Below are 21,359 nucleotides of genomic sequence, written 5' to 3' on the forward strand. Positions count from 1 at the left end.
CCGGTGCAGGCCGCGGCCGAGTCGCCGGCGCTGACGCTGCTGGACGCCATCGATCCCGATGCCCTGACCCCGCGCGAAGCCCTCGAACGCTTGTACGAGCTCAAGCGCCTGGCCTCGGCCTGACGATGCCGCGACGCCGCTCGCTTCTCCTGTTCGTCCTCGCCTGCGCGCTCGCGGGCGGCGCGCGCGCGGACGCCCGCGACGATGACGCGCACCGTTTCGCCATCATCGGCCATGGTTTTACCGATGGCGGCGAAAAACGCCTCAAGCAGGCGCTCGCCGACAATGACGACAAGGACGTCGCCTTCATGGTCGTTACGGGCATCAAGGGTGCGAACGAGCCGTGCACGGACAAGCTGTACCAGAAGCGGCGCGAGCTGATCGACGATGCGCGCCGGCCCGTCATCGTGCTGCCGGCCGGCAGCGACTGGACGGAATGCCGCAACAGCGCCGGCCGCACGAATGCGATCGAGCGCATGAACCGCATCCGCGAACTGTTCTACGGCGAGCCGTCCACGCTGGGCGCGCGCAAGCTGCCGCTGACGCGCCTGTCGATGAGCCCGCGCTTTCGCAGCTATGCGGAGAATGCGCACTGGTCGGTCGGCAAGGTGCTGTACGCAACCGTCAACATGCCGGCCAATAACAACCACTACCTGAACGAAGCGGGCCGCAACAGCGAGTACGAGGACCGGCTCGTCGCGAACCGCTTCTGGCTGCACCGGCTGTTTGCCATCGCCAGGCGCGACAAGCTGGAAGCGATCGTGCTGTTTTCCGAAGGCGACGTGAAGGCGTTGTCGCAGCCGACGGGCCTGCGCGCCCTGCTGCGCGGCGCCGTGCCGGACAACGACGGCTTCGCGGAGCCGCGCCGCCTGATCCTGTCGCTGGCGCAGAAATTCCGGGGCAAGGTGCTGCTCGTCGACGGCACGCGCGTGCGTGCAAGACCCGTCATCGAATGGCGCGGCAATGTCGGCCATCTTGCGGCCGGTGCGGATGCATTGGAGGTGATGGTGAATCCGGAGACGAAGACCTTGTTCAGGGTCGATCCCCGCAAGGTCGAGACGGCGAAGTAAGACTGTCGAGAAGCAAAACAACGTCATCCCCGCGCAGGCGGGGATCCAATTTGCACGCGTCATCACGACGCCGACAGAACTTGGGTTCCCGCCTTCGCGGGAACGACGAGTCAAGAGTGCGCTTTACTGCAGCGGCTGGCTACGGAAGTGGTCGCCCTCTTCGCTGTCGTCGATCTCGCCGTGACCGTGGTCATGGCCGTGGGCGCCGTGCACGTGGCCGTGCGCGATCTCTTCCGGCGTGGCGGCACGCACGTCGATCACGGACAGGTCGAAGCGCAGGGCCATGCCGGCCAGCGGGTGATTGCCATCCAGCACGACCTTGTCGTCGGCCACTTCGGTGACGGTGAAGATGACCGGCTCTTCGTCGCTGCCCTCGGCCATGCCTTCGAACTGCATGCCGACTTCGATCGGTTCCGGCAGGCGGTTGCGCTCCTCGACCTTCACCAGGTTCGGATCGTAGTCGCCGAACGCGTCTTCCGGCTCGATCTGGATGGTCGACGTGTAACCCACGTCCTTGCCGTCCAGCTCTTCTTCGATCTTCGGCAGCGTGTTCTCGTAGCCACCGTGCAGGTAGACCATCGGCTGGGCGCCGTCTTCGATCAGGTTGTTCTGGGCGTCGGACAGTTTATAGTTGACCGACACAACCGTGTTCTGGGCAATCTTCATTGCACTTCCTTTCGTGGGTAAGGCTGCGATTATAACCCTACCACCGCTTTGCCCCGGCCGGCGCTGGTTATAATGGACCCATGCAAAAATTACAGCTCCTCGGCAATATCACGCCCGCCCAGTTCCTCCGCGATTACTGGCACAAGAAACCCCTGCTCATCCGCCAGGCCATCCCCAATTTCAAACCGCTGGTCAAGGTGGACAAGCTGGCCGAGCTGGCCAGGCTGAACCACGTCGAGTCGCGCCTCGTGACGCTCACCGACGGCAGCTGGGACATGCAGCACGGCCCGCTGGCCGAACTGCCGCCCAAAAGCCAGCGCGAATGGACCATGCTCGTGCAGGGCGTCAACCTGCACGACCCGAAGGCCGATGCCCTGCTGCGCCAGTTCCGTTTCGTGCCGGACGCGCGCCTGGACGACCTGATGGTCAGCTATGCGACGGACGGCGGCGGCGTCGGCCCGCATTTCGACTCCTACGACGTGTTCCTGCTGCAGGCCCAGGGCAAGCGCCGCTGGCGCATCGGCGCGCAGCAGGACCTGACGCTGGTCGAGGGCCTGCCGCTGAAGATCCTCGCCAACTTCGAGCCGGAAGAAGAGTTCGTGCTGGAACCGGGCGACATGCTGTACCTGCCGCCGCACTACGCGCACGACGGCGTCGCCGAGGGCGAATGCATGACGTATTCGATCGGCTTCCGCTCGCCGTCGTTCCAGGAACTGGGCGAAGCCTTCCTGCAGTTCATGGCCGACTCCATCGACCTGCCGGGCCGCTATGCCGACCCGGGCCTGCAGCCCGCGAAGAACCCGGCCGAGATCCCGCGCGACATGCTGGCCACCGTCACCGAAGAACTGAACAAGGTGCGCTGGGACGAGGAAGACGTCACGATCTTCATGGGCGAATACCTGTCCGAGCCGAAGCACAACGTGTTCTTCACGCCGGTCCCGAAGCCGCTGACGGTGGGCCGCTTCATGGAACAGGCTGCGAAAAAGGGGCTGAAACTGTCGCCCAAGACGTTGATGCTCTACCGCGGCAAGCACGTGTTCATCAACGGCGAATCGTTCGCCGTGGGACGTGCGGACAAGGTCGTGCTGGACGTGCTCGCCAACGAGCGGGCCCTGGCAGGCAGTCTGCTCGACCAGGCGTCGGACGACGTGCTGGAAGCGCTGTACACCTGGTACCAGGACGGCTGGATCGAGCTCGGCTGACATGAACGCGTCCTTCGACACCCGCGCCGCATTCCAGCAGCAGCTGGGCGAGGTATGGGCACGGGCACGGGCGACGCTCGTCATGTTCGATCCGGACTTTACGTTGTTCCGGCTGGGCGCGCCGGACGTGGACGCGGCACTGCGCCGCTTCCTGCACGCCGGCGGCCGCCTGCGGCTGGCGCTGCACGATCCCGCGCACCTGGAGCGGGAAGCACCGAGGTTCCTGCGCCTGCTGCGCGATCATGCGCACGGCATCGAGTGCCGATGCACGCCACGGGCGCTGCGCGAGCTCACGGATTCGTTCTGCATCGCGGACGGCCTGCACATCGTGCGGCGCTTTCACAGCGATCACCTGCGCGGTGAGGCGGTCTTTGATGCGCCGCAACAAACTGAGCTGTCGCGGCTGCGTTTTGACGCCATTTGGGCAGAATCACAACCTGGTCTGCGGGCCAGTGTTTCCGGGCTGTAAATACCTGCTTTGACTTGGTTTTCTCTATGAGAACTAGCGCACGGACAAGGTGTGTCGGATTGCTAGAAGATGAACATTGCCCGACCTGGCAACTGTTACGTCTTGACACGACTTTTCTATTGCGATTCAGTAAATTTGGCTATAATATCGGGTTAGGAAGGTTCCGTTGTCTGTAGGCACTTTTTCCAAAGTATACAAACAAGAGAATTCCTGACGAGCGATAATTACCGGTAATTATTCATCGCACCACCCTTTTGAATTAATTAAGGAAAAACCATGAAAAAATCTCTGCTGATCGTTTCCCTGCTGGCTGTTGCTCTGGCTGCTTGCTCGAAGAAAGAAGAAGCTCCTGCTGCTGCTCCGGCTCCGGCTGCTGAGACCGCTGCTCCGGCTGCTGCTCCGGCCGCTCCGGCTGCTGACGCTGCCGCTACCCCGGCTGCTCCGGCCGCTGCTGACGCTGCTGCTTCGGCCGCTTCGGCTGCTGCTTCGGCTGCTTCGGCTGCTGCTGACGCCGCTTCGGCTGCTGCTGCTCCGGCTGCTTCGAAGTAATTCGAATCGCGCTAAAGAAACCGGCCTGCGGGCCGGTTTTTTTACGTCTGCAGGTTTTGCACACGGCGCGCGGCACGGGGTGCCCGCCCTACGAATTATGCGAGCCCACCAATAAAAAAACCGGCCAAATGGCCGGTTTTTTATCGAAGCGAGGCGGCGTTATTTCAACTCGTCCGCCAGCAGCTTGAGGATCTTGGCGCCGGTCGGCGACGTTTCCGGCTTGCCGTCGTTCGTCTGCACGGTCACGTCGGTCGAGGTCGCGCCCTGTGCCGTCGACACGATCACGCGGTATTTCTGCGCTTCCTTGTTCTTGTCTTCGCTACCAAACAGCTTGCTGAAGAAACCTTCCTTCTTGACCGCGTCCGGATCGACGTAGCGCACGAAATAAATGCCCTGCACGCGGTCGCGGTCTTCCACCGTGAAGCCGACGCGGTCCAGCGCCAGGCCCACGCGGCGCCATGCGCGGTCGAAGCCTTCGTCGACGACGACCTTGTTGCCTTCGAGCTTGGCGTGCTGCGGTTCCAGCGGGGCGTTCGTCACGAACGCGGTCGCTTCCTTGACCTTGGTGCCGGTCAGCTGGGCCATCAGGCGGCCCAGGAATTCCGCTTCCAGCTCCGGATCGTTCGGACGCGCGGTCCAGGTGGCCTGCTCCTTCTGCGGACCGGTCAGCACTTCTTCCGCGCCGCGGTGGCTGATGTAGATCTCGGTCGAACCGTCCGGACGGCGCTCCAGGCGGGTGCGGAACTTGTCGCGCTCGCCGGTCGAATATGCGGAATCGAAGACCTTGCCGATGGTGCGGCGGATGAAGTCCTGCGGGATCTTGGCGCGGTTCTCGGCCCAGTTCGTTTCCATGATGCCGGTCTGCGGCGACTCGGTCTCGACGGTGAAGCCCGAGTTATGCCAGAACTCCAGCAGTTGCGGCCACAGTTGTTCCGGCGTTTCCTTGATCACGAGCCAGCGCTGGTTGCCGTTGCGCTCGATGCGGATGGTGTCGGTGGGCACCTGGCCGATCTGTTCGCCGGACGTGGCCGCGATGGCCGGTGCGGCGCCGCGCTGCTGCTGGAAGCCGGACGCGGTGGCGATGCCTTTGCCATCCGGCACGGCGTAGCGGTTGTCCTTCTGCAGTTGGGTCAGGTCGGGCGGAATGTCCAGCGGTGCCGCTTTCTTGGAAGCCTTGTAGTCCACCTTGTCCGATTCGAACACGGTCGTGCACGCGGCCAGGCTCAACGCGATGGCGGTCAGGGCCACGGTGCGGGCTGCGGTGGAAGTCATCATCTTGCGATTCGTCATATCGTTAAAGCTGGTAATCAAAGAACGCCGGAAGCGCGCAGCGCGGTGCGGACGGTGTCGTGGTATTGCGCGGACAGCGGGGCCAGCGGCAGGCGCAGGCCGGCCGGCATCTTGCCCATCTCGGCCAGCGCCCATTTCACCGGCACGGGGTTCGGCTCGACGAACAGTTTGCTGTGCAGGTCCAGCACGCGGTTGTTGATCTCGATGGCGCGGGCAGCTTCGCCGTTCAGCGCGGCCTTGCACATCTCGGCCATCGCGCGCGGTGCCACGTTCGCGGTCACGGAGATGTTGCCGGCGCCGCCGCACAGCATCAGCGCCAGTGCGCTCGCGTCGTCGCCCGAGAACACGCCGAACGATTTGCCCTTGCCGGCAAACGAACGGTCGATATCGCGCAGCAGTTCGATGCCGCGGGCCAGGTTGCCGGTCGCGTCCTTGATGCCGACGATGTTGTCGATGGCGGCCAGGCGCAGCACGGTCTCGTTGCTCATGTCGGCCACGGTCCGGCCCGGCACGTTGTACAGGATCACCGGCAGGTCGGTCGATTCGGCGATCGCCTTGAAGTGGCGATACATGCCTTCCTGCGACGGACGGTTGTAGTACGGGACGACTTGCAGCGAAGCGTCCGCGCCGACTTCCCTGGCGTGACGGGTCAGCGCGATCGCTTCGACCGTCGAATTGCCGCCCGTGCCGGCGATGACCGGAATGCGGCCGGCGATGTGGTCGACGGTCAGCTTGATCAGTTCGCAGTGTTCGTCCGGGCTCACGGTGGCCGACTCGCCGGTCGTGCCGACGATGCAGATTGCGTCCGTACCTTCCGCCACATGCCAGTCGAGGAGTTGGCGCAGGCTGTCCCTGTCCAGACTTCCATCCTCGAACATCGGAGTGACGATTGCTACTATGCTGCCCTTAATCATAATCAGTGGACCGTGCCGTTAATAAATAAATGTCGATTGTAGCGGATAGCCTGGCGTTATGGTTCATTCCACACCATATAAATGGCATGGTTACAGGTTGGTTACATATCGAGCCTGATTGCTCCCGGATCGACCTCCAGCCCCGCCGCGCACAGCCTTTGTACGCGGGCCGGACGGGGCGACTCGATGATCCCATCCTCGTAGGCGAGCACCTTCAAGCCATGGCGCGCGGCGGCGTCCAGCAGTTCGCCGGGCGCCAGCAGGAACGCCGGATTGGATGGTTTGCCGAAGCGTTCGTTCCCGAGCGCGAACGTTTCGTAGACGAGGATCCCGTTCGGTGCCAGCGCGCCCGCGAGATGCGCGAACAGCGGCCGGTGCAGGTAGTTCGTGACGACGATGCCGGCGAATCGTCCCGGCGCGAATGGCCATGTGCTGCCCTCCGCTTCGAGGTCATGCTGCAGGGTCGCGATGCCGGGACCGGCCGCCGCAGGCGAGATCCAGCGTCTCGCCGGCCGGAACGACCGGCGCCCAGCGCGCGACCCAGGTTGATGGATAGTCCGTCACGAGTAGAAGGTCAGGAATAAGTCAGTCCCATGACTTCGCGCACGTCGCGCATCGTTTCCTGCGCCAGCTTGCGCGCCTTCTCGCAGCCGTCGGCGACGATGGCGCGCACGAGCGACGGATCGTCGACGTACTGCTGCGCGCGCTCGTGCATCGGCTCCTGCTCGGCCAGCACGGCTTCCACGACGGGCTGCTTGCATTCGAGGCAGCCGATGCCGGCGCTCGTGCAGCCCTTCATGACCCAGTCCTTCGTATTCGCATCGGAATAGACTTCGTGCAGCTGCCACACCGGGCATTTCAGCGGATCGCCCGCGTCGCTGCGGCGCACGCGCGCCGGGTCGGTCGGCATCGTGCGGATCTTCTTCGTCACCGACTCCGGATCCTCGCGCAGCGAGATCGAGTTGCCGTAGCTCTTGGACATCTTGCGGCCGTCGAGGCCCGGCAGGCGCGCCGCCTCCGTCAGCTTCACTTGCGGCTCGACGAGGATGATCTTGCGGCTGCCTTCCAGGTAGCCGAACAGGCGCTCGCGGTCGATGTTCGACAGGCTGCCCGCTTCGTCCAGCATGGCCTGCGCCTGTTCCAGCGCCGCGTCATCGCCTTCCTGCTGGTACGCGGTGCGCAGTTCCGCATACAGCTTGGCGCGCTTGCTGCCCAGCTTTTTGACGGCGTCCAGCGCCTTCTGCTCGAAGCCCGGTTCCTTGCCGTACAGGTGGTTGAAGCGGCGCGCGATCTCGCGCATCATCTCGATGTGCGGCACCTGGTCCTCGCCCACCGGCACCTGCGTGGCGCGGTAGATCAGCACGTCGGCCGCCTGCAGCAGCGGGTAGCCGAGGAAGCCGTAAGTCGCGAGGTCGCGGTTGGCCAGGTTCTCGATCTGGTCCTTGTACGTCGGCACGCGCTCGAGCCAGCCGAGCGGCGTGGCCATCGACAGCAGCAGATGCAGTTCCGCGTGCTCCGGCACTTTCGACTGGATGAAGATCGTGGCCTGGGCCGGGTCGATGCCGGCCGCCAGCCAGTCGATGACCATGTCCCACGTGCTTTTCTCGATGATCGCCGGGTCGTCGTAATGCGTGGTCAGCGCGTGCCAGTCGGCGACGAAGAACAGGCAAGGCAGTTCGGACTGCATGCGGATCCAGTTCTTCAGGGCCCCATGGTAGTGGCCAAGGTGCATCAGCCCGGTCGGGCGCATGCCGGAAACGACACGGTCGGGAAACATAGCGGTATCAGGTCAGGAGAAAATTCAGGGGATAGACGATCAGGTGCAGTAAAAGGTTCGCGATCACGCCGACCCAGAACAGCCAGTAGCCGATCACCTTCAGGAAGATCAGCGCGAGCAGGATGATGAAACCGTACGGTTCCAGGCGCGCGAACTGGAATGCGGCCTTGTGCGGCAGGATGGAAAACAGCACGCGGCCGCCATCCATCGACGGGATCGGCAGCAGGTTGAACGCCATCAGCCACAGATTCGTCTGCACACCCGCCTCGGCCACGAGGTGAGGGAACGGCTCCTGCACGCCGAAGTAGTCGAGGAAAATCCCCAGCAGGAGCCAGATCAGCGCCATCAGGAAGTTTGCGCCCGGACCGGACAGCGCGACCCATGCCATGTCGCGCTTCGGATTGCGCATCTGGCCGTAGTTGATCGGCAGCGGTTTCGCGTAGCCGAACACGAAGTGCACCGTCAGGTACATCACCACCGGAATGACGATGGTGCCGATCGGGTCGATGTGGGCCAGCGGGTTGAAAGTGGTACGCCCGGCGGCGTGTGCGGTGTTGTCCCCGAAGCGTTTCGCGACGAACGCCTGGGCGGCGTCGTGCATCGTCAGCGCAAAGAGGACAGGCAGTGCATACACTGCCAGATTGCGTATGAGTTCATCCATAACCTGCGATTCTATCAGAGCGCGCGGGCGCGGCGGCCCCGGCCTACAGGCCGAACGCGGCCGGATTGCCCCGGCCTTCGCGTACGAGCTCGGCGTCAGGCCCCGTGAGGTCGACGATGGTGGTGGGTTCGAGCGTGCCGGCGCCGCCGTCGATCACGAGCTCGATCTGCCTGTCGAGACGCTCGCGCACCTCGTCGGGATCGGACAGCATGTTGTCGTCGCCCGGCAGTTGCAAGGTCGTGCCGATCAAGGGTTCGCCCAGTTCTTCCAGCAGCGCCAGCAGGATCGCGTTTTCCGGCACGCGGATGCCGATCGTCTTGCGCGACGGGTGCGACAGCCTGCGCGGCACTTCCTTCGTCGCTTCCAGGATCACCGTGTACGGCCCCGGCGTGACAGCCTTCAATTGCCGGTACTGGCGGTTGTCGACGCGCGCATACGTGGCGATCTCGGACAGGTCGCGCACGAGCAGCGTCAAATGGTGCTTCTCGTCGACGCCGCGGATGCGCCTCAGCTTTTCGACGGCCGCCTTGTCATCGAGGCGGCATACGAGGGCGTACGCGGAATCGGTGGGCGCGGCGACGATGCCGCCGCCCTGGATGATCTGCGCGGCCTGGCGGATCAGGCGCGCCTGCGGATTCTGGGGATGGACTTCGAAATACTGGGTCATCGCGCGAACCCCGACTGGCGCAGCGCCTGGAGGGCCGCGATGCGTTCTTCCATCGGCGGGTGCGACGCGAACAGTGCGCCCCAGCCGCTGCCGTGGCCGGAAATGCCCGACGCGGCCATCGACTGCGGCAGCGCGCCCGGATGCATGCCGGCCAGGCGTGCGAGCGCATGCTGCATCGGCTGCGGGCTGCCCAGCAGCTGGGCCGAACCGGCGTCCGCGCGGAATTCGCGCTGGCGCGAGAACCACGCGACGATGATCGACGCGACGATGCCGAACAGGATCTCGCACACGAACACGGTGATCGCGTAGCCGAAGCCCGGCCCGCGCTCGCCGTTCCCGCGGCGGAACACGACGTTGTCGACGAAGAAGCCGACCACGCGCGCGAGGAACACGACGAACGTGTTCACCACGCCCTGGATCAGCGTGAGCGTGACCATGTCGCCGTTGGCCACGTGCGCGATCTCGTGGCCCAGCACGGCCTCGACTTCCTCGCGGTTCATGTTGGCGAGCAGGCCCGTCGACACGGCCACCAGCGCGGAATTTTTAAAAGCGCCCGTCGCGAACGCATTCGGCTCGCCCTCGTACACGGCCACTTCCGGCATCGCGATGCCCGCGCGCTGCGCGAGATTGCCCACGGTGCTCAGCAGCCACGCTTCGGTGGCGTTGCCGGGCTGTTCGATGACGCGGGCGCCGGTGGACATCTTCGCCATCGGCTTGCTCATCAACAGGGAAATGATGGACCCCGTGAAGCCCACGACGAGCGAGAACACGAGCAGCGCCCCGACGTTGATGCCCTGCCCGCCGACCGGACGCCCGACGCCGAGGACGTTCAGCACGATCGACAGCACGAGCACGACGGCGAGGTTGGTGGCGAGGAACAGCAGTATGCGCTTCATCTGGGGAGCCTCAGGATGGGTTCAATATCAGTCCGACAAGATAAGGGCTGGATGTTGAAATTTCAAGCCCGGCACGTCGTTCCCGCGGAAGCGGGAACCCATACTGAGTTACCGAAATCGATCAATTTGCGGGCCACTGGCGATCGCGACGTCGGACGTTCAGCATGGGTCCCCGCCTTCGCGGGGACGACGGTGTGCTTAGAACCAGTCATGCCAAACCGGCGTGACCCCGCTCGGCAGCGGCGGCAACTGATCGAACTCGACGCGCGATTCCCCCGGTGCATGAAAATCCGTCCCGCGCGATGCGAGGAAACCGTAGCGGCGCGCCACTTCGGCATACGTCGCGTACTGGTCCGGCGTATGGCTGCCCGTGACGACCTCGATGGCATTGCCGCCGAGCTGCTTGAACTCGTCGAACAGCGCGCCCTCGGCCGTCGCGTCGAAGCGGTAGCGGCCCGGGTGCGCGATCACGGGGATGCCGCCGGCCGCGCGGATCCAGCCCATCGCATCGGCCAGCGTCGCCCAGCGGTGCGGCACATACCCCGGCTTGCCTTCCGTGAGATAGCGGCGGAAGACCTCCGACGTGTTGGAACACTTGCCGAGCTCGCACAGGTAGCGCGCGAAATGGGTGCGCGACAGCAGGTCCGGATTGCCGACGTATTTCAGCGCGCCTTCGTAGGCGTTCGGAATGCCGGCCTGGTCGAGCTGGGCGGCGATCTCGCGCCCGCGCGCGTCGCGCCCGTTGCGCGTGGCGGCCAGGCCCTGCACGAGGGTCGCATTGTCTTCGTCGACCTGCAGGCCAACGAGGTGCACGGTCTCGCCGGCCCACGTCACGGAAATTTCCACGCCCGGCACGAAGCGCATGCCCAGTTCCTCGGCCTTCGCGCGTGCGGCCTTGATACCGCCGACCTCGTCGTGATCCGTCAGCGCCCATGCATCGACACCGCCCTTGCGGGCATACGCGGCCACGGCGGCGGGTGCGAGCACGCCGTCGGAGACGTTGGAGTGGCAGTGGAGATCGACTTTCATGGGCAGCATCCGGACAGGGTATCGTTTCGAAATACCATTGTACGCAATGTCAGCCCGCGAGGAACGCCTCGATCATGCGCGCCAGCACTTCGGGTTGATCGTGGTGCAGCATGTGGCCGGCATCCGGCATCATGCGCGGCGTGACTTTCGCCAGTTGCGCGAGCCGGCGGTCGACTTCGTGGCGCGCTTCTTCTTTCGGCCCCATCCAGCGCCACATGTCCGTGTGCTCGGCCTCGACCCACAGCACGGGCGCCGTGATGCGGCGCCAGCACGCGAGCACCTCTTCCACCTGGTACAGCAGCGGCCCCGGCATCTTGTGCGCCGGATCGCCCAGGATTTCCCACTCGCCCTGCGCGTTCTGCGCGGCCCAGTGCTGCGCGAGGAAGGCGGCGCGGTCGGCCGGCAGGCGCGGGTTCGTCTTCCGCAGGCGCGTCGCGACATCAATCAGGCTCGCGTAGCCGCGCATGACGGGCGGGGCTTTCACTTCGTCGAGCCACTTGGCGTAGCGGCCCGGCGCCTGTTCGGGACGCGTGGCGGGCAATCCGAAGCCTTCCAGGTTGATCAGCTTTGCGATGCGTTCCGGCCGCACGCCCGCATACACGCTCACGATGTTGCCGCCCATGCTGTGGCCCAGCAGGTTCACGGGTTCGCCGGGCGAATAATGGTCGAGGATCGCTTCCAGGTCGGCGAAGTAGTCCGGGAACCAGTACGTGTCGTTGCCGGAGCGCCCGGTCAGGCCAAAGCCGCGCCAGTCGTGGGCGATGACGTGCCAGTCGCCCTGCAACGCGTCGACGACGAACTGGAACGAGGCCGACATGTCCATCCAGCCATGCGCCATGAACAGCTTGGGCGCGCCCTCGCGGCCCCAGTGGCGGACGTGGGTGCGCAGGCCGCGGATGGTGAGGAATTCGGAGCGGGACGGTGTCATGGCAGTTCCTGTTTTCGAGTTAAATTAGTACGACCGTTCGCATTATAAGCACGAAGCTTGCAATCCTGCTGGACGGCCCCATCTGGCCTGCTTACGAGCGTAAAAGCGTAAAATACGGGCATCTCAACCTTCCGCGAGCACTTCATGGCGATTTACCAGCTGGGCGAAGATGCGCCCGAGATCGATCCTTCGGCCTATATCGCCGATTCGGCCACCTTGATCGGCAAAGTGACGGTCGAGGCGGATGCCTCGGTGTGGTCCGGCGTGACGATCCGCGGCGACAACGAGCGCATCAGGATCGGTACCGGCAGCAATGTCCAGGAAGGCACGGTAATGCACACGGACATGGGCTTTCCGCTCGTGCTCGGCAAGAACGTCACCGTCGGCCACCAGGCGATGCTGCACGGCTGCACCATCGGCGACGGCGCGCTGATCGGCATCCAGGCCGTGGTGCTGAACGGCGCGAAGATCGGCAAGGGCTGCCTCGTGGGCGCCGGCGCCGTGGTCACCGAAGGCAAGGAGTTCCCGGACGGTTCGCTGATCCTGGGCGCCCCGGCCAAGGTGGTGCGCACGCTCACGGAAGACGACCTGCTCCGCCTCCAGCGCAGCGCCGAAAGCTATGTCCTGCGCGGCAAACGCTTCAAGGCGGAGCTCAAGAAAATCGGATAAAGAATGACGACTGATACCAGCAAGGACACCCTCCAGAAATTCATCTTCGACAACGCAGCCGTACGCGGCGAGCTCGTCGAGATTTCCAACGCGTGGCGCGAGATCCAGTCGCGCCACGTCTACCCGAAGGCGGTGCGCGCCTTGCTGGGCGAAATGGTCGCCGCGGCGGCGCTGCTGTCCGCCAACCTCAAGTTCAACGGCTCGATCGTCATGCAGATCCATGGCGACGGCCTGGTGAAGCTGCTCGTCGTCGAGTGCGACGCGAACCTGCGCCTGCGCGCCACCGCCAAGCTGAGCGAAGGCGCCGAGGTGCCGGACGACGCCTCCGTCGCCCAGCTGCTGAACCAGCATGGCCACGGCCGCTTCGTGATCACGCTCGACCCGCAGGACAAGGTCCCGGGCCAGCAGCCTTACCAGGGCGTCGTGCCGCTCGTCGGCGAGGACATCGCGACCGTCATCGAGAACTACATGCTGCGCTCGGAACAGATGGACACCAAGCTGTGGCTGGCGGCCGACGAGAACGTCGCGCGCGGCCTGCTGCTGCAAAAGCTGCCGCGCAATTCCAGCATCGAAGGCCAGGTCAAGCAGGCCAGCGAGGAAGAAGACCTCGAGACGTGGACCCGCGCCGTCATGCTGGGCCAGACCCTGAAGCAGGAAGAACTGCTCACGACCGACGTGGAAACGCTGCTCCGGCGCCTGTTCTGGGAAGAGACGATCCGCGTGTTCGACCCGCTGCATCCGGAATTCCACTGCACCTGCTCGCGCGAAAAAGTGGGCAATATGCTCAAGATGCTGGGCAAGGAAGAAGTCGAGTCCGCCCTGCACGACCTGGGCGAACTGGGCATCAACTGCGACTTCTGCGGCAAGCACTACGGCTTCGATGCCGTCGACTGCGCGCAATTGTTCGCCAGCGACACGACGGCCGACGCCGTGGCGCCTGCCTCCAGCGTCAAGCATTGATCCCACGGGGACGTCATTGGCGTCCTCTATCATTCTGATTGGGAATATAAACTGTCGCTATCGATGGTTCCTGTTAAGCTGTCATCAATGACACTGAGACAGGAGAACACCATGAGCAACATCAATATCGGCATTAGCACCGAAGACCGCGCGAACATCGCCAACGCCCTGTCGCGCGTCCTCGCGGACAGCTACATGCTGTACCTGAAGACCCACAACTTCCACTGGAACGTGACGGGTCCGATGTTCCAGACGCTGCACATCATGTTCATGGAACAGTACACGGAACTGTGGAACGCGCTGGACAACATTGCCGAACGCATCCGCGCCCTCGGTCATTTCGCACCGGGCACCTATGCCCGCTTCGTGGAACTGTCGTCGATCAAGGAAGAAGCCAGCGTGCCGAACGCGCAGGAAATGATCCGTCAGCTCGTCGACGGCCAGGAGGCGCTGATCCGCACCGTGCGCGAGGCGTTCAAGATTGCCGACGAGGCCAATGACCAGCCGAGTGCCGGCATGCTGAGCGACCGCATGGAAATCCACGAAAAGAATGCGTGGATGCTGCGTTCGTTCCTCGAGAACGGCCAGTCGGCCTGATCCCGCCGCTTCTGCCGCGGACGCCCCTGATCAGGGATCGATGCGGCATCCTCTTTATTGCCGATCAGAAGTTAACCGGCAGCCGTGTCGGAATTCCCTGATTCCGGATGACCGGCCGGTTCAACTTGCGCTGCATCAATTGGCTTAAATCAACGATGCGTTTCAATGGCCTCCAGTGTGCGAACTCGTGCACTTAAGACCGGGAATGTGTCGCTTTTTCGCGTCCCGTTTTGCAAACTTTTGGAGAACCGGATGAAATCAGTACGTGCCAATGATGCAACCACCAACGCCAACACAGCCACAACCCAGGGCGCGCCCCGTAAAGTGGTCGCCCGCTATCCCATCGCCACGATCGGTTCGCGCACCCGCCGCGGTGGCGAAGTCGTGCTCGCGTCGCAGGGCGAGCACGCGGACGATTTCCGCATCGCCTGCGTCGGCGACCGGGTACGCTATCCGGACGGCAGCGAGAGCGTGATCGTGTCGGGCGCCGGGCATGCGTCGACGTATGCGAACCGGCCGATTGCCCTCGTGGGCAGCCATATCGCGAACGGCGACCGCATCGTCGCGCGTGCGCAGAGCATCGGCGAGATCGTCGTCGTGGAAGGAGAACCGATTCCCGGCCTGCTGGAGCCGGGCTATGCGCCGCCGTCCGCTGTCGGGGCCGGCGTCTGATAGGGGCGACCGTCGGCGTGCGCGGCTGCAATCAGGTGCGGCAGCGAACGCCGGCGGGCGCGAGTCTCTTGATTAATTGGGCGCGCCGCCGGCCGGACGGTGCAAGTCGATCACCTTCATGATGGCCAGCAGACTGTCGAGGCCCATCTCGCCGCGGTTCATGGCCGCGGCGAGCAGGTCGCGCGGCACGCCGGCCGCTGCGGCCAGGTGGGTGAGGCCCGCGGAGCGTGCGACCAACCTCAGCGCCTCCGTCATGGTGTCGGGATCGCCGGCATCGAACGCGGCGGCGAGGTAGCCTGCAACGGCCTCGAGCGTGTCGAGCGCCGGCGGGGAAGATTCCGCGGGGGTCATGGCGTGCCCTTCTTGACCTTCGGCGGCGGTGGCGGCGGCGGTTCCGTCATCATGACGGCCGGCTTCTCGTCCTTGCGCAATACCTGCACGAAGATTTCGTTCGACTTGATCATGCCCAGTTCGTAGCGCGCGCGTTCCTCGACGGCGCCGAGGCCATCCTTCAGGTCGCGTACTTCCGATTCCAGCTTGGCGTTACGGGCTTTCAGCTGCTCGGTCTTGGCACGGGACGCAGCCACCTGGGATTCCAGGTCGGCCACGGTAAGCCAGCCGCCCTTCCCCAGCCACAGGGGATACTGGATCAGCAGCAGCAGGGCTGCCAGGGCAAGGGTGATGAGGCGCATGGATGAATACGGCAGGCGGGATGTCGACACGAGCCCGGCGAACGAACCCGTGTCCATACTACTCGCTTACTTCAGGTTGTAGAAAGCGTCGCGGCCCGGGTAGCTGGCGATGTCGCCCAGGTCTTCCTCGATGCGCAGCAGCTGGTTGTATTTCGCCATGCGGTCCGAACGCGACAGCGAGCCCGTCTTGATCTGCAGGGCGTTCATGCCGACGGCGATGTCGGCGATGGTCGAGTCCTCGGTCTCGCCCGAACGGTGCGAGATCACGGCCGTGTAGCCCGCGCGCTTGGCCATCTCGATGGCGGCGAAGGTTTCGGTCAGCGTGCCGATCTGGTTGATCTTGATCAGGATCGAGTTGGCGATGTCCTTCTGGATGCCTTCTTTCAGGATCTTGGTGTTGGTGACGAACAAATCGTCGCCCACCAGCTGGACTTTCTTGCCCAGGGCGGCGGTGAGCGTTGCCCAGCCTTCCCAGTCGCCTTCGGCCATCGCGTCCTCGATCGAGATGATCGGGTACTTGTCGCACCAGGTCGCCAGCATGTTGGTGAAGTCCTGGGCCGACAGCTGCAGGCCGCCTTCGCCTTCCAGCACGTATTTGCCGTCCTTGTAGAACTCGCTGGCGGCGCAGTCCAGGCCGATGGCGATGTCCTGGCCGGCCACGTAGCCTGCCTGCTCGATCGCTTGCATGATCAGCTTGATGGCTTCTTCATGGTTCGCGACGGACGGGGCGAAGCCGCCTTCGTCGCCGACGGCGGTGTTCAGGCCCTTGCTGTGCAGGATTTTCTTCAGCGTGTGGAACACCTCGGCGCCGTAGCGCACGGCTTCCTTGAACGACGGGGCGCCGACCGGGATGATCATGAATTCCTGGATGTCCAGGTTGTTGTCGGCGTGCGCGCCGCCGTTGATGACGTTCATCATCGGCACCGGCATCTGCATCGCGCCCGAACCGCCGAAGTAGCGGTACAGCGGCAGGCCGGCTTCTTCGGCGGCGGCCTTGGCGACGGCCATGGAGACGGCCAGCATCGCGTTCGCGCCCAGGCGGCTCTTGTTCTCGGTGCCGTCCAGGTCGATCAGGGTGCGGTCCAGGAATGCCTGTTCGTTGGCGTCCAGGCCCATGATGGCTTCGCTGATCTCGGTGTTGATGTTCTCGCAGGCCTGCAGCACGCCCTTGCCGAAGTAACGCTTCGGATCGCCGTCGCGCAGCTCGATGGCTTCGCGCGAACCGGTCGAGGCGCCCGACGGGACGGCGGCGCGACCCATCACGCCGGATTCCAGCAGCACATCGCACTCGACGGTCGGATTGCCGCGCGAGTCGATGATTTCGCGGCCGATGATATCAACGATAGCACTCATGGTTCTTTAATCTCCAGAAAGTAAGAATCGATACAGTCGCGCCTAGCCGCAGGGCGCGCTTTATTGAGCCCGTCATTCCCGCGCAGGCCTCGGCGGCCCCGCGGGAATCCATACCGAGCCACTTCGATACGCTCAGCATGGGTCCCCGCGTTCGCGGGGACGACGTCGTTACGCTTACGGAACGACGTGGTACGCCACGTTCCTGTTATTGAAAGTCCGATTCGATAAAGCCGGCCTTCTTGACGATACGGTCGAGGTCGACCAGGGTGGTCAGCAAATCCTTCATGCGGGCGAGCGGCACGGCGTTCGGGCCGTCCGACAGCGCGCACGCGGGATCCGGGTGGGTTTCCATGAACAGGCCCGACACGCCCGCCGCGACCGCGGCGCGCGCCAACACGGGCACGTGCTCGCGCTGGCCGCCGGACGACGTCCCCTGCCCGCCCGGCAGCTGCACCGAGTGGGTGGCGTCGAACACGATCGGGCAGTTCGACTCGCGCATGATGGCGAGCGAACGCATGTCGGAGACCAGGTTGTTGTAGCCGAACGAGACGCCGCGTTCGCACGCCATGAACTGGTCGTCCGGCAGCCCCGCTTCGCGCGCGGCATTGCGTGCTTTCTCGATCACGTTCTTCATGTCGCCCGGGGCCAGGAACTGGCCCTTCTTGATGTTCACGGGCTTGCCGGAACGGGCGCAGGCGTTGATGAAGTCGGTCTGGCGGCACAGGAAGGCCGGCGTCTGCAGCACGTCCACGACGCTCGCGACGACCGGGATCTCTTCCTCGGTGTGCACGTCGGTCAGCACGGGCACGCCGATTTCCTTGCGCACGTCCGCGAGGATCTCCAGGCCCTTTTCCATGCCGGGGCCGCGGAACGATTTGCCGGACGAACGGTTCGCCTTGTCGAACGACGATTTATAGATGAACGGGATGCCCAGCGCCGAGGTGATCTCCTTCAGCTGGCCCGCGACGTCCATGGCCATCTGGCGCGACTCGATCACGCAGGTGCCGGCGATCAGGAAGATCGGCTGGTCGAGGCCGACGTCGAATCCGCACAGTTTCATGCTGCGTCTCCTTGCAGTGCAGGCGTGTTTGCGGCCTGCTTGTTGCCGCTCGCTGCCTGGTGGGCCAGCGCGGCCTGGATGAACGACGAGAACAGCGGGTGGCCGTTACGCGGCGTCGACTTGAACTCGGGGTGGAATTGCACGCCCATGTACCACGGGTGGACACTCCTCGGCAGTTCCATGATCTCGCACAGGTCTTCGTTCGGCGTACGCGCCGCGACGACGAGGCCTGCGGCTTCGACCTTCGGCAGGTAGTAATTGTTCGCTTCGTAGCGGTGGCGGTGGCGCTCGGTCACGACGTTGCCGTAGATCTCGGCGGCCAGCGTGCCCGGGTTCACGGCGCAGGTCTGCGCGCCCAGGCGCATGGTGCCGCCCAGGTCGGAATTGACGTCGCGCTTCTCGACCTTGCCGTCGTGGTTCTGCCACTCGTTGATCAGGGCGACGACCGGCTGGTCGGTCTCCGGATCGAATTCCGTCGAGTTGGCGTTCGGCAGGCCGGCCATGTGGCGCGCGTACTCGATCAGCGCGACCTGCATGCCCAGGCAGATGCCGAGGTACGGGACCCGGTTTTCGCGGGCATAGCGGGCGGCCATGATCTTGCCTTCCACGCCGCGCTTGCCGAAGCCGCCCGGCACGAGGATGGCGTCGTACTTGGCCAGGTTGGCGCAGCCCGTCGACTCGATCTCTTCCGAGTCGATGTATTCGATGTTGACGCGGCTTTCCGTGTGGATGCCGGCGTGGCGCAGCGCTTCCGTCAGCGATTTGTACGACTCGATCAGGTCGACGTACTTGCCGACCATGCCGATCGTGACTTCGTGCTTCGGGTTTTCCAGCGTGTGGATCAGCTTCGTCCACATCGACAGGTCGGCCTTGGGCGCCTCGAGGCCGAGCGCGTCGAGGATGATGTCGTCCAGGCCCTGGTCGTGCAGCACCTGCGGCACCTTATAGATCGTGTCGACGTCCCACACGGAGATGACGGCCTGCTCTTCGACGTTGGCGAACAGCGAGATCTTGGCGCGCTCGTCGTCGGGGATGCGGCGGTCGGCGCGGCACAGCAGCGCATTCGGCGAAATGCCGATCTCGCGCAGTTTCTGCACCGAGTGCTGCGTGGGCTTGGTCTTCAGTTCGCCGGCCGACGAGATGTACGGCACGAGGGTCAGGTGCACGAACGCGGCGCCCTTGCGGCCCTGGCGCAGCGACAGCTGGCGCGCGGCTTCGAGGAACGGCAGCGATTCGATGTCGCCGACGGTGCCGCCGATCTCGACGAGCGCCACGTCGACGCCTTCGGCGCCGCGGCGGATGTAGTCCTGGATCTCGTTGGTGATGTGCGGGATCACCTGCACGGTCTTGCCGAGGTACTCGCCGCGGCGTTCCTTGCGGATCACCGATTCATAGATCTGGCCGGTCGTGAAGTTGTTCACCTTCTTCATCCGCGTGCTGATGAAGCGCTCGTAGTGGCCCAGGTCCAGGTCGGTCTCGGCGCCGTCGTCGGTGACGAACACCTCGCCGTGCTGGGTGGGACTCATCGTGCCCGGGTCCACGTTGATGTACGGGTCGAGCTTGAGCATGGTGACTTTGAGACCGCGCGATTCGAGGATCGCGGCGAGGGAGGCGGCCGCGATCCCTTTACCCAGGGAAGACACGACGCCGCCAGTGACGAATACGAATTTGGTCATTGTGCAGAAGGTGCCGAACGGCACGCGCGGGAAATAGAAATTATACCTTAAACCTGCAAATACTTCCTCATTCCATCTTGGCAACATATCCCATTGCCAACAATAGGGAACTATGGCTACACTGGTGATCTTTCTTCCATGTCAAGAAAATCGGCCATGCACGCAACTGACGACAGTCCTTTCGATGAGCCGACTTCGCATGGCCTGTCGTTCTCCGGCAGCGGCGCCGAATACTTCCGCATCTGGATCGTCAACCTGATGCTGACGGTGGCCACGCTGGGCATCTACTCGGCCTGGGCCAAGACCCGCCGGCTGCAGTATTTTTACCGGAACACCCGGCTCGCCGGCGCCAGCTTCGACTTCCGCGGCGACCCGAAAGCGATCCTGCGCGGGCGCATCCTCGCCGTGGCGCTGCTGGCGGCGTATCACTACGCGTTCGGCTTTTCGCTCAAGGTGGGCGTCGTCACCGTCGCGCTGCTGCTGGCCGGCCTGCCCTTCATGATGCGGTCCGCGCTGCGCTTCCGCCTGTCGAACACGGTCTACCGCGGCCTGCCGTTCGGCTTTGCGGGCGGCATCAAGGAGGCCTATATCGTGTACTTCGTGCCGGTGGCGATCTTCGTGCTGCCCGGCGCGCTCGTCGCCCTGATGCCGGGGAATCCCGGCGTCGGCGCCATCTTCCTGCTGTACCTGTGCTGGCCGCTGATGCATGGCGCGATGAAAGCCTACCAGCACAAGCACCTGATGGCGGGCGACCAGCATGCCGCGTTCGGCCTCGACACGGCGGACCTCGCCAAGCCCTACGTGCGCGCATTCCTGATCGGCCTCGGCGTGATGGTGTTCGTCGGCCTGTCCATCGGCCTCTCGGTGTATTTGGCGCGCGGGCAAAAGTCGGCGGCGGCGTTCGCGGCGTTCCTCCCGGCCATCCTCGCCATCGTGCTCGCGTATCTCTACATGCTGCTGATGGGGCCATACATCCTCGTGCGCATGAACAACCTGGCCTGGTCGGCCACATCGTTCCCCGGCATCCGCATCACGTGCGCGATGCGGACCTGGCCCTATCTGCGCCTGCAGACGGTCAACGTACTGCTGACCCTGCTGACGTTCGGCCTGTTCCGCCCGTTCGCCGTCGTGCGCACGTGGAAATATCGCGTCGCCCACCTCACCGTCGACGCGCCGGACGGGTTCGAGCAGGCCGTGCTGGCGGCGCGGCGTCCACCCGCCGCCGCGGCCGGCGACGGCGTCGCCGACTTCCTCGGCGTCGACCTGTCGTGGTAAGGAGCTCATGATGATCGCCGCCCATTTCTTCGATGGCCACGACGCCCGCCTGCAACCGGTCGGCCTGGACGTACGCGATGGCCACCTGCACGTCGATGCGCCGGGGTTCGAACGCAGCTATCCCTTGGCGGACGTCGCGCTGGCCGAACCGTTCGACCAGGCGCCGCTCATGCTGCGCCTCGGCGACGCCACCTGCGAGGTGCCGTACGGCCCGGGACGGCAGGCGCTGCTGGCCGCGCTCGGCTACCGCAAGAGCGCCGTCGAGCGCTGGCACGCCTGTCTCATAA

General features: G+C 64.5%; 23 protein-coding genes and 2 pseudogenes. 10 read left to right on the forward strand and 15 right to left on the reverse strand.

All coding sequences use genetic code 11. The features are described from left to right. The first annotated feature begins 125 nt into the window (after positions 1–125). On the forward strand, positions 126–1,070 hold the full coding sequence (locus ACEN88_RS06270) for a hypothetical protein (RefSeq protein WP_413337982.1): 945 nt from the start codon (positions 126–128) through the stop codon (positions 1,068–1,070). Positions 1,071–1,193: 123 nt separating this feature from the next. Here ACEN88_RS06270 and ACEN88_RS06275 read toward each other — a convergent pair whose 3' ends face one another. Beyond that, positions 1,194–1,736 carry an FKBP-type peptidyl-prolyl cis-trans isomerase gene (locus tag ACEN88_RS06275; protein ID WP_413337984.1) on the reverse strand — a complete coding sequence of 181 codons (543 nt, stop codon included), beginning with the start codon at positions 1,734–1,736 and terminating at the stop codon, positions 1,194–1,196. Positions 1,737–1,816: 80 nt separating this feature from the next. Between ACEN88_RS06275 and ACEN88_RS06280 the strand changes: the two genes are divergently transcribed. From ACEN88_RS06280 to ACEN88_RS06290, 3 genes are all read left to right on the forward strand, one after another. Next, complete coding sequence (locus ACEN88_RS06280) at positions 1,817–2,938, forward strand: JmjC domain-containing protein (RefSeq protein ID WP_413337986.1); 1,122 nt, start codon at positions 1,817–1,819, stop codon at positions 2,936–2,938. Between the two features lies 1 nt (position 2,939). Next, a complete protein-coding gene (locus ACEN88_RS06285; RefSeq protein ID WP_413337987.1) occupies positions 2,940–3,407 on the forward strand; it encodes a hypothetical protein in 468 nt (155 codons plus the stop codon). Between the two features lie 276 nt (positions 3,408–3,683). Further along, the gene (locus ACEN88_RS06290; protein ID WP_413337989.1) at positions 3,684–3,956 is read left to right on the forward strand and encodes a hypothetical protein; all 273 of its coding nucleotides are present in this window, start codon (positions 3,684–3,686) and stop codon (positions 3,954–3,956) included. Positions 3,957–4,115: 159 nt separating this feature from the next. Here ACEN88_RS06290 and bamC read toward each other — a convergent pair whose 3' ends face one another. The 9 genes and pseudogenes from bamC to ACEN88_RS06335 form a co-directional block, all read right to left on the reverse strand. After that, complete coding sequence (gene bamC, locus ACEN88_RS06295) at positions 4,116–5,228, reverse strand: outer membrane protein assembly factor BamC (RefSeq protein ID WP_413337991.1); 1,113 nt, start codon at positions 5,226–5,228, stop codon at positions 4,116–4,118. A gap of 35 nt (positions 5,229–5,263) precedes the next feature. Then, positions 5,264–6,160: a 4-hydroxy-tetrahydrodipicolinate synthase gene (gene dapA / locus ACEN88_RS06300; RefSeq protein WP_413337993.1), complete on the reverse strand. Its 897-nt coding sequence runs from the start codon at positions 6,158–6,160 to the stop codon at positions 5,264–5,266. A gap of 101 nt (positions 6,161–6,261) precedes the next feature. Beyond that, positions 6,262–6,724, reverse strand: a pseudogene (locus tag ACEN88_RS06305) (SAM-dependent methyltransferase). A gap of 10 nt (positions 6,725–6,734) precedes the next feature. Beyond that, on the reverse strand, positions 6,735–7,937 hold the full coding sequence (locus tag ACEN88_RS06310; RefSeq protein WP_413337995.1) for a tryptophan--tRNA ligase: 1,203 nt from the start codon (positions 7,935–7,937) through the stop codon (positions 6,735–6,737). A gap of 7 nt (positions 7,938–7,944) precedes the next feature. After that, positions 7,945–8,571, reverse strand: a complete 627-nt coding sequence (locus ACEN88_RS06315; RefSeq protein WP_413337997.1) for a site-2 protease family protein — start codon at positions 8,569–8,571, stop codon at positions 7,945–7,947. A 70-nt stretch (positions 8,572–8,641) separates the two neighbouring features. Next, positions 8,642–9,265, reverse strand: a complete 624-nt coding sequence (locus ACEN88_RS06320; RefSeq protein WP_413337999.1) for an L-threonylcarbamoyladenylate synthase — start codon at positions 9,263–9,265, stop codon at positions 8,642–8,644. Then, complete coding sequence (gene htpX / locus ACEN88_RS06325) at positions 9,262–10,161, reverse strand: protease HtpX (protein WP_413338001.1); 900 nt, start codon at positions 10,159–10,161, stop codon at positions 9,262–9,264. The genes ACEN88_RS06320 and htpX overlap by 4 nt, the downstream gene beginning before the upstream one ends. Positions 10,162–10,359: 198 nt before the next feature. Further along, complete coding sequence (locus ACEN88_RS06330; RefSeq protein WP_413338003.1) at positions 10,360–11,199, reverse strand: 3',5'-nucleoside bisphosphate phosphatase; 840 nt, start codon at positions 11,197–11,199, stop codon at positions 10,360–10,362. Positions 11,200–11,239: 40 nt separating this feature from the next. Beyond that, a complete protein-coding gene (locus tag ACEN88_RS06335; protein ID WP_413338005.1) occupies positions 11,240–12,118 on the reverse strand; it encodes an alpha/beta fold hydrolase in 879 nt (292 codons plus the stop codon). Positions 12,119–12,262: 144 nt separating this feature from the next. On the opposite strand from ACEN88_RS06335, the gene ACEN88_RS06340 reads away from it, so the two are divergent. The 4 genes from ACEN88_RS06340 (at position 12,263) to ACEN88_RS06355 (ending at position 15,016) form a co-directional block, all read left to right on the forward strand. Further along, on the forward strand, positions 12,263–12,787 hold the full coding sequence (locus tag ACEN88_RS06340; RefSeq protein ID WP_413338007.1) for a gamma carbonic anhydrase family protein: 525 nt from the start codon (positions 12,263–12,265) through the stop codon (positions 12,785–12,787). 3 nt (positions 12,788–12,790) lie between these two features. After that, positions 12,791–13,747, forward strand: a complete 957-nt coding sequence (hslO, locus tag ACEN88_RS06345; RefSeq protein ID WP_413338009.1) for an Hsp33 family molecular chaperone HslO — start codon at positions 12,791–12,793, stop codon at positions 13,745–13,747. 111 nt (positions 13,748–13,858) lie between these two features. Continuing rightward, positions 13,859–14,344, forward strand: coding sequence for a Dps family protein (locus ACEN88_RS06350; protein WP_413338011.1), 486 nt, complete (start codon positions 13,859–13,861; stop codon positions 14,342–14,344). A 252-nt stretch (positions 14,345–14,596) separates the two neighbouring features. Beyond that, entirely contained in the window at positions 14,597–15,016 is a 420-nt protein-coding gene (locus ACEN88_RS06355; RefSeq protein WP_413338013.1) for a PAAR domain-containing protein, read from the forward strand. 72 nt (positions 15,017–15,088) lie between these two features. On the opposite strand, the gene ACEN88_RS06360 is transcribed toward ACEN88_RS06355, so the two are convergent. The 5 genes from ACEN88_RS06360 to ACEN88_RS06380 form a co-directional block, all read right to left on the reverse strand. After that, positions 15,089–15,367, reverse strand: a complete 279-nt coding sequence (locus ACEN88_RS06360; protein WP_413338015.1) for a DNA-binding protein — start codon at positions 15,365–15,367, stop codon at positions 15,089–15,091. After that, a complete protein-coding gene (gene ftsB, locus ACEN88_RS06365) occupies positions 15,364–15,708 on the reverse strand; it encodes a cell division protein FtsB (RefSeq protein ID WP_036232829.1) in 345 nt (114 codons plus the stop codon). Before ftsB ends, ACEN88_RS06360 begins: the two co-directional genes overlap by 4 nt. Positions 15,709–15,774: 66 nt before the next feature. Then, the gene (gene eno, locus ACEN88_RS06370) at positions 15,775–17,061 is read right to left on the reverse strand and encodes a phosphopyruvate hydratase (protein WP_413338017.1); all 1,287 of its coding nucleotides are present in this window, start codon (positions 17,059–17,061) and stop codon (positions 15,775–15,777) included. A 205-nt stretch (positions 17,062–17,266) separates the two neighbouring features. Then, positions 17,267–18,121 (reverse strand): 3-deoxy-8-phosphooctulonate synthase, encoded by an 855-nt coding sequence (kdsA, locus tag ACEN88_RS06375; RefSeq protein ID WP_413338018.1) that lies wholly within the window; start codon positions 18,119–18,121, stop codon positions 17,267–17,269. Further along, positions 18,118–19,797: a CTP synthase gene (locus ACEN88_RS06380; protein WP_413338020.1), complete on the reverse strand. Its 1,680-nt coding sequence runs from the start codon at positions 19,795–19,797 to the stop codon at positions 18,118–18,120. Before ACEN88_RS06380 ends, kdsA begins: the two co-directional genes overlap by 4 nt. Before the next feature lie 156 nt (positions 19,798–19,953). Here ACEN88_RS06380 and ACEN88_RS06385 point away from each other — a divergent pair, with 156 nt between their 5' ends. Both ACEN88_RS06385 and ACEN88_RS06390 read left to right on the forward strand, forming a co-directional pair. Continuing rightward, on the forward strand, positions 19,954–21,072 hold the full coding sequence (locus ACEN88_RS06385) for a YjgN family protein (RefSeq protein ID WP_413338021.1): 1,119 nt from the start codon (positions 19,954–19,956) through the stop codon (positions 21,070–21,072). A gap of 10 nt (positions 21,073–21,082) precedes the next feature. After that, positions 21,083–21,359 (forward strand): annotated as a pseudogene (locus tag ACEN88_RS06390) (hypothetical protein); the annotation flags it as partial.

It is taken from the genome of Massilia sp. CT11-108 (assembly GCF_047302915.1).
In the GTDB taxonomy this organism is placed as follows: Bacteria; Pseudomonadota; Gammaproteobacteria; order Burkholderiales; family Burkholderiaceae_D; genus Telluria; species Telluria orientalis.